The sequence below is a fragment of the Anaerobacillus sp. ABA4_114 genome, from assembly GCF_056159065.1.
The window spans coordinates 1333969-1346408 of record NZ_JBSWUM010000001.1; the positions used below are offsets into that span (position 1 = coordinate 1333969).

At 42.1% G+C, this 12440-nt stretch carries 15 protein-coding genes and 1 other annotated feature; all 15 genes read left to right on the plus strand.

Going from position 1 to position 12440, the window contains the following annotated elements:
- Window positions 1–6 precede the first annotated feature (6 nt).
- The 15 genes from pilM (at window position 7) to rplU (ending at window position 12434) form a co-directional block, all read left to right on the plus strand.
- Window positions 7–1014, plus strand: a complete 1008-nt coding sequence (gene pilM, locus ACXAEY_RS06525; RefSeq protein ID WP_474810920.1) for a type IV pilus biogenesis protein PilM — start codon at window positions 7–9, stop codon at window positions 1012–1014.
- Window positions 998–1582, plus strand: a complete 585-nt coding sequence (locus tag ACXAEY_RS06530; protein ID WP_474810921.1) for a hypothetical protein — start codon at window positions 998–1000, stop codon at window positions 1580–1582. The genes pilM and ACXAEY_RS06530 overlap by 17 nt, the downstream gene beginning before the upstream one ends.
- Window positions 1575–2324, plus strand: a complete 750-nt coding sequence (locus tag ACXAEY_RS06535; protein WP_474810922.1) for a hypothetical protein — start codon at window positions 1575–1577, stop codon at window positions 2322–2324. Before ACXAEY_RS06530 ends, ACXAEY_RS06535 begins: the two co-directional genes overlap by 8 nt.
- A gap of 121 nt (window positions 2325–2445) precedes the next feature.
- Window positions 2446–3447, plus strand: a complete 1002-nt coding sequence (locus ACXAEY_RS06540; protein WP_474810923.1) for a hypothetical protein — start codon at window positions 2446–2448, stop codon at window positions 3445–3447.
- Window positions 3448–3676: 229 nt separating this feature from the next.
- Complete coding sequence (locus tag ACXAEY_RS06545; RefSeq protein WP_474810924.1) at window positions 3677–4267, plus strand: Maf family protein; 591 nt, start codon at window positions 3677–3679, stop codon at window positions 4265–4267.
- A 22-nt stretch (window positions 4268–4289) separates the two neighbouring features.
- Window positions 4290–4979 carry a RadC family protein gene (gene radC / locus ACXAEY_RS06550; protein ID WP_474810926.1) on the plus strand — a complete coding sequence of 230 codons (690 nt, stop codon included), beginning with the start codon at window positions 4290–4292 and terminating at the stop codon, window positions 4977–4979.
- Between the two features lie 101 nt (window positions 4980–5080).
- On the plus strand, window positions 5081–6121 hold the full coding sequence (locus tag ACXAEY_RS06555) for a rod shape-determining protein (RefSeq protein WP_270179450.1): 1041 nt from the start codon (window positions 5081–5083) through the stop codon (window positions 6119–6121).
- Window positions 6122–6140: 19 nt separating this feature from the next.
- Entirely contained in the window at window positions 6141–7019 is an 879-nt protein-coding gene (mreC, locus tag ACXAEY_RS06560; protein ID WP_270179449.1) for a rod shape-determining protein MreC, read from the plus strand.
- Entirely contained in the window at window positions 7016–7537 is a 522-nt protein-coding gene (gene mreD / locus ACXAEY_RS06565) for a rod shape-determining protein MreD (RefSeq protein ID WP_474810929.1), read from the plus strand. The genes mreC and mreD overlap by 4 nt, the downstream gene beginning before the upstream one ends.
- A 65-nt stretch (window positions 7538–7602) precedes the next feature.
- Complete coding sequence (gene minC, locus ACXAEY_RS06570) at window positions 7603–8277, plus strand: septum site-determining protein MinC (RefSeq protein WP_474814750.1); 675 nt, start codon at window positions 7603–7605, stop codon at window positions 8275–8277.
- 19 nt (window positions 8278–8296) lie between these two features.
- Window positions 8297–9097: a septum site-determining protein MinD gene (minD, locus tag ACXAEY_RS06575; RefSeq protein ID WP_270179447.1), complete on the plus strand. Its 801-nt coding sequence runs from the start codon at window positions 8297–8299 to the stop codon at window positions 9095–9097.
- A 123-nt stretch (window positions 9098–9220) separates the two neighbouring features.
- The gene (locus ACXAEY_RS06580) at window positions 9221–9955 is read left to right on the plus strand and encodes a peptidoglycan DD-metalloendopeptidase family protein (protein ID WP_474810931.1); all 735 of its coding nucleotides are present in this window, start codon (window positions 9221–9223) and stop codon (window positions 9953–9955) included.
- Complete coding sequence (locus ACXAEY_RS06585; RefSeq protein WP_474810933.1) at window positions 9955–10782, plus strand: M50 family metallopeptidase; 828 nt, start codon at window positions 9955–9957, stop codon at window positions 10780–10782. The genes ACXAEY_RS06580 and ACXAEY_RS06585 overlap by 1 nt, the downstream gene beginning before the upstream one ends.
- Before the next feature lie 33 nt (window positions 10783–10815).
- Window positions 10816–11964 (plus strand): ribonuclease E/G, encoded by a 1149-nt coding sequence (locus ACXAEY_RS06590; protein ID WP_474810935.1) that lies wholly within the window; start codon window positions 10816–10818, stop codon window positions 11962–11964.
- Window positions 11965–12037: 73 nt separating this feature from the next.
- Window positions 12038–12113: a sequence feature (ribosomal protein L21 leader region), on the plus strand.
- Between the two features lie 12 nt (window positions 12114–12125).
- Complete coding sequence (gene rplU / locus ACXAEY_RS06595) at window positions 12126–12434, plus strand: 50S ribosomal protein L21 (RefSeq protein WP_224878599.1); 309 nt, start codon at window positions 12126–12128, stop codon at window positions 12432–12434.
- Window positions 12435–12440 lie beyond the last annotated feature (6 nt).

Here is a 12440-nt window from a genome sequence, read left to right on the forward strand (position 1 = left end):
AGATAAATGAACTTTTTGGGATTGAAGCCTCAAACAAAACAAATTAGCCTTGCCCTGTATGATCACGTAATCCGTATGGTTGAGGTCAATAAAGGTGACATGTCACTTCGTACATATCATGAACAGTTCTTACCTGAAGACATTATTAAAAACGGGAAGATCATCGAACGAGATACGCTAAAAGATATCCTCATAGAATGTGTGGAAGAGTGGGGGATAAAAAAGAAAAAAGTACAGTTCCTCGTTCCTGATACCTATATGGTGCTTCGAAATGAAAAGATTCCGCTTACGGTCTCAGATGAAGAAATAAAGGGCCATCTTTACTTAGAAATGGGTTCGAGTATCAAACTTCCATTTAGCGAAGCGGTTTTTGATTATGAGCTCGTACGAACAACAGATGAACATAAAGAGATTTTATTGTTTGCCGCTCCGGAGAGTATCGTAACTGACATATCAACTCTATTAGAATCAGTATCCCTACGTCCAGAGGCTGCAGACGTGACGGCTCTATCTCTATATCGACTCTATTATCACCATGGACTCATCGATCAGTATGAACCTACCCTCGTTATCCATGCAGGTATTCAGGCGATGAACGTTAGCGTTTTCTATAATCATCAACCTGCATTCATCCGACAAATCTTAATGGATACTCCTTACTCGATGTGGGAAGTTCATTCGACTTCAAGAAGATCTGAAAGCTTAAAATGGTCTGGAGAACGAGATGATTTACAGGAGAAAATAGAAGAAAGCATTGCAGAGATCGAGCGGGTCATCAACTTCTACTACTATTCGATGAATCGGAGTGGAAAAACGATACAATCGGTTTTCTTATCAGGCGATTTTCCTGAAATCGATCTTCTTAACTTACGGTTAGAAGAAACGTTAGCGATTCCAGTTAAGAGCGAAACGAAAAGTGAAATCAAAGATGAAGATGGACTCGTGTTGCCGATGAAGTATTATACCGCGATGGGTCTTGCTTTGAAGGGGTGCAGTGATGCTGATCGAGATTAATTTACTCCCTAAGAAAACAAGACGATCTTTTTCTTTCATTTATATTCCTATCTCTGTTGCAACGGTATTACTAATTACCTTTATTATTTTTTTAGTCAACGCGAATCAATTGAACAATGAGCAAGCTGAGCTGGAACAAAAGCTTGAACGTTCGAACGAGCTCTTATCTGTCATGCAAGGGGACGATTCTGAAATCGTTAGCTCTGCGGATACGTTACAACAGTATGTTACTTGGCTAGATTCGATTGAGTTTTCTACGGTAAAACTGTTAGATGATCTAGTAGCTAGACTTCCTGAACGTGGATTTTTCATGGAATATGCTTTTGATGGTGATGAAACGGTGACAGTCACCGTTCAATTCGATCAGATGAAGGAAGTTTCTCAATACCTAAATGCTTTGAACGAATCTGTGAATGTTACGTCAGCTAGTGTTCTTACCGTGCAAACGGCTCAGCTAACCGAAGAAACGGAAGAAGACAGCAGAATTTTACCGAGGTACGTAACGGATTATAAAATCGTTATTAACAAAGAAAACCTAAGAGCGGAAGAGGAGGAGACCGATGGATAATCGCACACGTAATCTCTTAACATTAGTCGGTCTACTGATCCTTGTTCTCGGTGTAACAATGTTTTACTTCTATAGTGTTGCCCCTAAAAAGCAGGAAGTGAATAGGTTGGAAAGGCAGGTTGAACAGAACGAGGAACTTATAGAACTTCTCCAGGAGAAAGAAGAACAAAAGGTCGATGCGTTCGACACGACGCTATTACAGCGTAAAGTTCCCGTTAAACCGTTGGTCGATCAATTTATTCTCGACTTGAATCGCGCTGAGCTTGTATCGAAAAGCAGCATCCATCAATTGGACTTCGTTGATGATGTACTGAACACTGAAGAATTTTCGGAGGAAGGCGAAGAAGAAGCTGCTGAAGAAAGCACAGAAGAAAATGATATTCCAGAGGAACCAGCTGTAGCTCTTCCAGAAGGTATTCAAGCGGTTGACGTTAGCATGGAGATGACTTCTGACAACTACCCTTCTTTAAGAAAGTTTCTTCTCTCGATCGAAGAATTGCCTCGTATGGCTCTTATTAGCGGATTAACGTTTTCTGGAAAATCTGAGTCGATCCTTCCTGCAGATGAAGAGAACTTAGATGTTGCCTATATCGCGAATGTTGCAACTTTTTACATCCCTACATTAACGGATCTTGCTGAACAAACGCCGTCCATCGATTATCCAGAGCCTTCCGATAAAGATAATCCATTGTATGAAACGGTTGAAGAGGAAGAAGATGAGCAAGAATCCGCTTCAGAATAAAAGGAAGCTGCCGAACTGGCGGCTCTTTTTTATGCTTTGAAACAAATCTAGTAAGTCCTGTTCTAGCAAATCTCCCCATTTCATAGACTATAGTACAAGCCGCTAATGAGGGGGTAACGATATGAAAGATGGTAGAACCATTTCGATTCGTTTTAATGGTGAGAACAAGGATTGCAATCCTGAACTGCATAAAGAAGAAAGTGCAGCTGCTGAGGAGAAGGAATTTGAGTGGATTCTTCCTGAGCGAAGAGATTCGAAGAAGGTGGTCGACTTAAAGAAGCTTCAGCTTCAAAAGAAGAAACCTAGCGGGAAAAAACAAAAGCATATGTTGCCACTACGAAGGAAAAAGAAGAAGCAAAGAATAGTCTCAAAACCAATGGTCATACACAAGAATGTCATGATTTCAGTTGCCTCAGCGGTATTTTTAGGTGTGATGTTCGGGTTCATCTTATTGATGGTGTTCTCAGGAAATGAGAATGCTGCACCGGTAAGTGGGAGTACGACAGAGGTTCCTCCCAAAGCGGCAAATGTAAATACAGAAGAGCTGTCACTAAATCTTAAAGTTGTTCAGTCAGGCGTTTACAGTACAGAAGAATCTGCGCTAGAATTCCAGCAGAGACTTAAGGATAATGGGTTTCCGGCAGCAATTATTAATAGTGATAACTATTATTTACTGATCGGCGTATCTCAAACGACGGAAGGTCAGAACGCTCTCGCTGGTTATTTTGAGAATAAAGGGGAAGACGTTTACGCAAAAGAATGGAACATCAATGCGGAAGCCGTAAATGTATCAGAGGAAGGTGCTTCTCATTTAAAAGAAGGAAAAGAATTTATTGAACAGTTGGTGGCGATGGATCTAAATGGGTTAACTGATGAAGAGTTAACGGATGAGATGATAAAGAACGCAGAAGGCAGGTTAACCGAATGGAGTGAGAAGACCCCAGACATAGACGGGTGGACAAAAGGAGGAGGAGGAGAGGAGCTAGTCACCTCATTGAACGGTGCTCTTAATGAGATGAAAGCGTACACCTCTAATGAAACGATCTCATCTCTTTGGTTAGCCCAACAGCATTTACTAGATGCACTTGTGTCTTATCAGGAATTGGTTGATAGCCTTAAATAAGCACGTGTTTGCGGAGTAAAGGATTTAAATGTAGGATAAAGGGGTAGCTAGTCATATAAAGTTAACGATATTGGAAATAAAATGCTTTCTTATGCACATACAATGACGGAAACACACGAAAATTGTAAAGGAACGTCAAATTTTAAATTGTGGAAAGAAAAGGGATTTGATAAGCTGTTATCAAGCCCTTTTCCCACTTGTGAATCATTTACAAAAAAGGGTGGTATATATGAAGCACCTCGTTTTAGCCTCAGGCTCTCCGCGAAGAAAAGAACTTCTTGAGCAAATGAACCTCACTTTTGATATAATCGTAAGTCGTTTTGAAGAGCACATCTCACTTTCTGTTACACCGGCTGAACTCGTAGAACAACTTGCTTATGGTAAAGCGAGTGAAGTGTTTAACAGAACCCAGGATGCAGTGGTATTAGGATCTGATACAGTCGTCACGCTAGATGGTGACGTGTTAGTAAAGCCGGATAACCGCGAGCATGCGAGGCAGATGCTTACGGCTCTTTCAGGCCGTACACACACGGTTTATTCAGGTGTATCAATCTTATCAGAAGGTCAGCATTCCAGCTTTTCTGTTGCGACTGACGTTACATTCTGGGAATTAACTGATAGTGAGATCTCTCAGTATCTTGATACAGACGAGCCTTACGATAAAGCGGGAGCTTATGGGATTCAGGGCTTCGGTGCCGCCTTTGTTAAATGCATTCAAGGAGACTACTATAGCGTGGTTGGGCTTCCTATTTCTAGAACGCTGCGTGAACTCGCGGCTTTTGGAATTGTTCCAGAGATTCAGCATAAGTCAGACAGATAGATGAATCCAGGGAGGAAGCGTGTTGTTAAAAACACCACTATTAATTCGTGACTACCCAGAAGACGAACGCCCGAGAGAGCGTCTGATCAAGGGTGGTTCAGAGGTATTATCAAATCAGGAACTCCTTGCTATTGTTCTTAGAACAGGAACGAAGCAGGAGTCCGTCCTTGAATTATCTCATCGCATCATTCAACATTTCGAGGGGTTGCGCCTTTTGAAGGATGCGAGCATTGAGGAATTGACTTCTTTAAACGGTGTAGGACCAGCAAAAGCAGTTCAACTTATGGCTGCAATCGAACTTGGAAGGCGTGTAAGTCGTCTACAGCAAGAGGAACGCTACACAGTGCGCTCACCTGAAGATGGTGCGAACTACGTGATGGAAGATATGCGATTCTTATCACAGGAGCATTTTGTTTGCATTTATTTAAATACGAAGAACCAAGTTTTACATAGAAAAACAGTCTTCGTTGGCAGCTTGAATGCTTCGATCGTTCATCCGAGGGAAGTGTTTAGAGAAGCGTTTCGTCGATCAGCTGCATCGCTCATCTGTTTTCACAATCATCCGAGCGGTGATCCGACACCTAGTCGTGAAGATATCGAAGTCACGAAAAGGCTAGCTGAATGTGGAAAGATGATCGGCATCGATGTGCTCGATCATATTATTATTGGGGATCAAAAGTTTATTAGTTTAAAAGAAAAAGGGTATGTGTAAAACATCTCATTATGACACGTTTTCCCACTACCGTTTTCAATACTGATGCAGTATAATCATATTTATGAGTTTTGCTTGAACTGAAGGGAGATTTAACATAAATGTTTGGTGGATTTTCAAGAGATATGGGTATAGATTTAGGTACAGCGAATACGCTGGCTTATGTGAAAGGCAAGGGAGTAGTTGTACGTGAGCCGTCTGTAGTAGCGCTTCGTACGGATACAGGTTCAATCGAAGCTGTCGGTAATGATGCAAAGAATATGATCGGACGTACGCCTGGAAATATCGTAGCCCTAAGACCGATGAAGGATGGCGTTATCGCAGATTTCGAAACAACAGCGACGATGCTTAAATATTTTATTAAACAAGCTCAGAAGAATCGTTCTGTGTTTGCACGTAAACCGAATGTGATGGTATGCGTACCTTCTGGAATCACTGCGGTTGAAAAACGTGCAGTTGAAGATGCGACTCGTCAAGCGGGAGCACGCGAGCCGTACACGATCGAAGAACCATTCGCAGCCGCGATCGGTGCTGATCTTCCTGTGTGGGAACCTACAGGAAGCATGGTCGTAGATATTGGTGGAGGAACAACAGAAGTTGCGATTATTTCTCTTGGTGGAATCGTTACGAGCGAATCGATCCGCATCGCTGGAGATGAGATGGACGAGTCCATCATTCAATACATCAAAAAGACGTATAACCTTATGATCGGTGAGAGAACTGCAGAGCAATTGAAACTTGAAATCGGATCTGCTGGTTCAACAGAGGGAATCGAAGCGATGGATATCCGTGGACGTGACCTTGTGACAGGTTTACCTAAAACGATCAGCGTTTCAGCAGAAGAGGTGTCTGGAGCACTTAACGATACGGTCAACAGCATTATCGAAGCTGTAAAAGTAACCCTTGAAAAAACACCGCCAGAGCTTGCAGCTGACATTATGGATCGTGGCATCGTTCTAACAGGTGGAGGCGCATTGCTTCGAAACCTTGATCAGGTGATCAGTGATGAAACGAAGATGCCAGTCATCGTAGCTGAAAACCCACTAGAGTGTGTAGCGATTGGAACGGGTCGTGCACTTGAAAATATTCATCTGTTCAAATCAAGAGCTGGGATTACGTCCCGATCATCAAAACAGAAGTAGTTAGAAGGTGTTGTAAGGCATGCCGCAATTTTTTTCGAATAAAAGACTAATTGTTCTACTTGTCAGTATTATCGTTCTTGTGGCACTTATCGGTACCTCAATGAAAGAAAGAGATGCTTTGACGATACCAGAACAATTCTTCAAAGATTCAGTTGGTTGGCTTCAATCCGTCTTCTATAAACCCGCTAATTCAGTAGCGGGTTTATTTGAGAGTGTTGGAGAAATGAAAGATATGTATGAAGAAAACAAACTCTTGAAATCTAGATTGAATGAATTTGTTGCACTTTCTGAAGAGCTGAAAGAAGTAAAGCAGGAAAATGCTGAGCTCAAAAATGAGTTGAATATCGATCCCTCAACAGGGATATCTAACTATCAGACATTCCATGCGAACATGATCGCGCGTTCACCAGATCGGTGGAATGATTTATTGACGATCGATAAGGGTAAGCAAGATGGTGTAGAAGCGAATATGGCTGTGACGACACCAAAGGGCTTGATCGGCAAGATCAAAAACGTTCAGCCGTTTTCTTCCACTGTTCAACTTGTAAGTGATGTCGACCGAACAAACCGAATCGCTGCGATGACGCAGGAAGATAAGAATGTATTTGGTACGATCGAAGGGTATGACTCCGAAAAAGACATGTTGATCTTTGCTAAGATTCCGGTCGATACAAAAGTGAAAAAGGGCCAAACGGTGATCACTGCAGGAAATGGTGGGATCTTCCCAAGAGGAATCGTGATCGGTGAGATCATGGATGTAGAAACGGATAACGTAGGAACAACTCAAACTGCTTACGTTAAACCTGCAGCTGATTTGTACGATATCAACAACGTGATGGTCATCGACAGAGGAGCACAAACGGTTACGCCTTCATCTGAAGAAGGTGATGAAGAATGAAGCAGCTTCTTCTATCTGGAACGCTCTTCGTTCTTTTCCTCATCGAGGGAACCGTATTTCAAGTCTTTGCACCAGAGCAGTATGATTTAGAGTTTCAGCTGATACCGAGATTTGTAGCAGTTGTTGTGCTTTTGGTAGGTATGTATTTATCTCCTATGTTCGGAGTAATCTTTGGGGTGATCTTCGGGTTACTACATGATTTGATATACACTGATCTTGTCGGTGTGTATATTTTTGGAATCGCAGTCAGTGCATACATAATTGGATATCTTGCGAAGGTGTTCCATTTAAATTGGTTTATTTCGCTTGTACTTGTTTTACTTGGCTTTACTATGTTGGAGTTCTATGTTTATGAGCTGTTTTCGTTGATTAACATTACGAACCTTTCATTTAACTCTTTCATCCATGACCGTTATTTGCCCTCTTTGATCTTGAATGGTATTTTTATGCTCATTGTTTACTTTCCTGTGAAGCGTTTGCTGGAAGAATTGTCGGAAAGCCGTAGACAAGAAAATTAGGCCGAAAAGAGGATTTTCCTCTAGCTACGTTGAAATATTCTATGTTGAGGTGAATGAAATTGGCTATGGCACAAAAACAATCACAGCATTATGTCACGATAAAAGGTACGAAAGATGGCTTGAATTTAATATTAGATGATTCTTGCGCCTTTCGTGATGTCATAAATGATCTTGATGACAAACTTTCCGCTCGTCATATACAACAAACGGAAGGACATACGATTACTGTTACCATCAAAGTAGGAAATCGATACTTGACGGCTGAACAGGAAGAAACGCTACGAGATCTTATTCAATCCAAACAAAATCTTGAAGTTGATCGAATCGATTCCAATGTTATTTCTCGTGATGAGGCGGAAGAAGAAAGGAAGCGGACGACTGTTAAGTCCGTCGCAAGAACTGTACGTTCGGGTCAAATTTTAGAAGTAGAAGGAGATTTACTTTTAATAGGAGATGTTAATCCGGGCGGTACTGTGATGGCTGGGGGGAATATCTTCGTGATGGGAACACTTCGAGGAATCGCTCATGCTGGAGCATACGGTAATACGGATGCAGTTATCACGGCGTCTTTATTAAAACCTTCCCAACTAAGAATAGCAGATTTAATTAGCAGACCACCTGATCAATCAGGCATTACAGATGCAGAAGCAGAATGCGCATACATTAAAGAGGGTACGGAAATAAGCGTAGATCGCGTTCAAATACTAACTAAAATTAGACCGAATTTGACAAGGTTGTAGACAGAAAGGGGAATGTTGTGTGGGAGACGCTATAGTAATCACTTCCGGAAAAGGAGGCGTGGGGAAAACCACGACTACAGCAAACATCGGAACAGCTCTTGCACTAATGGGCAAAAAGGTATGTCTAGTTGATACGGATATCGGCCTTCGAAATTTAGATGTAGTGATGGGGCTTGAAAATAGAATTATCTATGATCTCGTCGACGTCGCTGAAGGCAGATGCCGACTTCACCAAGCTTTGATCAAAGACAAGCGTTTTGAAGCGCTGTATATGCTGCCTGCCGCTCAGACGAAGGATAAGTCGGCCGTGCAGCCGAAGGAAATGAAGAAGATCATCGAAGAGTTGAAGCAAGATTACGATTACGTTCTTATCGATTGTCCTGCGGGAATCGAACAAGGATTTCAAAATGCGATTGCTGGAGCAGATAAGTCTGTTGTAGTAACAACACCGGAAACATCTGCGGTTCGCGATGCTGACCGTATTATCGGCCTTCTTGAGAAAGAGGAAGGCATCGAGGCACCAAAGCTTGTTGTTAACCGCATTCGAAACCATATGATGCAGAGTGGTGAGATGCTCGATGTGGATGAGATCGTTTCGATCCTCGCAATCGATCTTTTAGGAATTGTCGGTGATGATGATACCGTTATCCGTGCCTCCAACAAAGGTGAGCCCATCGCACTCGACCCAAGTTCGAAAGCTTCTATCGCATATCGTAATATCGCTCGAAGAATTCTTGGTGAATCTGTGCCCCTTCTTTCTCTTCAAGAAGAGAAAGGTGTGCTTACAAAAGTAAAGAAATTCTTCGGAATGCGTTCATAAGAAACCGGCCATCGTGCCGGTTTTTTTGTTGGTGTCTTACCTCTCTTCTGTATAAATCCAATGACATAACCCCTCCGGACAAGTCATAGACTGAATACTACGGCTAGGAGGGAGGGGTGAGCGATGGGAAGGGATATAAATGAGGTCAGAAAGCGACTAAATGCAAGGAAGAAACATCGTCATCCGGTGAGGTCGACATCGCATAGCGAAAGAAATGGGGAGCAACCGCATTTCCATCAAACAGAGGTGACCTTTCATCCGTTATTTAATAAGCAGGCGTTTCTCATACGAGCTATGATTTCTGCTTGTTTGTTTTTAGGTGCAGGCATATTATTTAAATCCGAAAGTGAAAAGCTTCTACCAGTTAAGGGATATGTAACGAATATGATGGAGACTGAATTTCAGTTTGCAATGGTGAGAGATTGGTATGAAGGGAAGTTCGGTAATCCTGTTGCTTTGATCCCAGACGGGAAGGATACGACGACGGCGGGCGAAACACCTGTTTTTGCATTACCTGCAAATGGGAAGGTTCTTGAAGATTTCCAGTCCACTGGTAAAGGCATCATGGTAGAAACGGTCTTAAGTACAGAAGTAGAAGCCATCAATGCGGGTGTGATCACCTATGCTGGTGAAAAAGAAGGAATCGGCAATACGGTTGTCATCCAACATGCTGACGGAAGTGAATCTTGGTATGGCATGTTAGAGTCAGTCGATGTCTCATTATATGATTTTGTGAAAACAAAAGATAAATTAGGAAATGTGACGAACTCGGAAGATGGTAAAACAGGTACGTTCTATTTTGCAATAAAACAGAACGAGGCTTTCGTTGACCCTCTTCAAGTTGTCCCAATCGAATAATGCTTCGAAAGCTGACTATTCATCCGTTGTTTTGGGTCACAATAGGATTAGCGATCATAACGGGCAGATTCAGGGAGGTCATTTTACTCTTTAGCATCGTATTCATACACGAAATGGGTCATGCAGTGACTGCGAATTATTTTCGTTGGCGAATAAACAAGATTGTCCTCCTCCCGTTCGGTGGTGTAGCTGTTGTAGATGAGCACGGTAATCGACCCATCTATGAAGAGTTTCTCGTGATCCTTGCAGGACCATTGCAGCATGTATGGATGATTGGTGCAGGATTTCTCATCTTTGAGGCTGGAATGATCACCGAATCTCTGTTCGACCTTTTTTTGTTTCACAATATGATCGTTTTATTATTTAACTTGCTGCCTATATGGCCGCTGGACGGTGGAAAATTATTGTTTTTACTTTACACGATCCTCTATCCGTTTAAGGTTGCTCATCGATCGATGATCTACTCATCTGCACTGTTTTTACTCGTTCTTATCCTTATTACAAGTCTCTGGTTTCCTGAACAGCTGAGTTTGTGGATCGTGATGAGCTTTTTAGTCGCTGCACATATAAAAGAGTGGAAGCACCACCCTTATATTTATTTCCGGTTTTTACTCGATCGGTATACTAGGGTGTATGAGGGAAAAGAAGCAACGCTTTCTGTGATGCCGAATATGAGATTGAGTGAAGTTCTCTCGAAGCTATACAGAGGGAGACGGTACACGATCACAATAAAAGAACTCGATGTGTGTGCAGATGAAAAAATGCTGCTAGAAGCCTATTTCCAAAAAAATCAGCTAAGATGTGCAGTCGGTACACTTTTCAGATAAACTAAAGAAAACGATCAAAGGGTGTAAAAAGGAATGCAGTTACTTGTTCTTGAGAAAGACGATTCGAGAGTAGTCGCTATTCAAAAGGAAGGCGACTTCATCGACCTATGGATTGAGAAGCATAATCGTTTCAAACCATCGCAGGGCGATATTATTCTTGGTGTCGTCAATAATGTGGTAAAGGGAAAGAACGCAGCTTTTGTTTCGCTTGGAGGAGGAAAGCCAGGCTTATTGAACGGAAGTGAAACGATAAAAGCGCAGAGGAACAAGACAGTCGGCGAGACACCTCCGGCTGTTTCTGATTTTTTAGAAGTCGGACAGGCTCTTTTAGTTCAAGTAAAGCATGAAGGGTATGATCGGAAAGGTCCTCTCGTCACCGAGCTCATTCATTTAGCGAGTGATACATTGGTTTATATGCCTTATGCAGGCTACTCTGCTGTGGCAAAGTCTATCAAAGATAGAGATGAATTGTTATCGATCGCAACAGACCATTGCGTTGGTGAGGAAGGCGTCATCTTCCGTACGAAAGCAAAAGAGTTGAGTGCTGATCAATTGGTCGAAGAGCTTACATATAAAAGGAATGAATGGAAAACAATTTTAGAGAAAGCATCTAGTAGGAATCCGCCAGCAAGAATTGTGAAATCGAATGACAGACTTGAAAAGCTATACCCGCTCGATCGGATAGATCGAGTGGTGACGAATTCATCAAACGCTGCTGACGAGTTCAAACAACTTGGGTTCAATCCAAGTCTTATTGAGGTTGATGAAAGTCACACTAACATAAGACTACTGAAGGAAACGGTAGCTGAACTTTCACGATCAACCGTGAAGGTAGGAAAAGCGTTCGTTCATATCGAGTCGACTAGCGCCCTTACTGCAATCGACATCGACAGCGGGGGAGCGGCTTTTCAATCTATTGAAGAAACGCATAAAAGTGTAAACGAAGCTGCTATCCTTAAGATCTTGGAACAAATTAGATTAAGGAATATCTCTGGTACGATCCTGATCGATCCGCTCCCCATAGTAGAAAGTGACAAGAATGAGCTGTTACAACTTCTAAAAGAAGCCGCCAAAACGGACTCGAGAATGGTGGTAGGAGGCTTTACGAAATTTGGTTTGATCGAGCTTCAGAGAAAGAAGGATGGTTTGCCGTTTCATAAGCTTTTGTTAGAGCTTGATTAACTCGAAATAATCGCATTGACACGGTATTTTCAGCTATGGTATGATTTAGTGGTTAGTTCGTTTGGAAGCACCCAAAGAGCTACAACCGCTCAAAATCAGGTTTCTAAGCTAGTGTTCTAGCACCTGTAATGGCGAGTCTGAGTATTAGAGGAGGTGCACGTATGTACGCAATTATTGAAACTGGTGGTAAACAAATCAAAGTTACTGAAGGTCAGGAAGTTTACATCGAGCTTCTTAACACAGAAGCAGGTGAAACTGTTACTTTTGACCGTGTGCTAATGGTAGGTGGAGATGACGTTAAAGTTGGTTCTCCTATCGTAGAAGGCGCTACTGTAACTGGTAAAGTTGACAAGCATGGTAAAGGTAAGAAAATCACGGTTTATAAATATAAGCCAAAGAAAAATTACCGTCGTAAGCAAGGCCATCGTCAGCCTTACACAAAAGTAGTCATTGACAAAATCAACGCATAAGGGTTA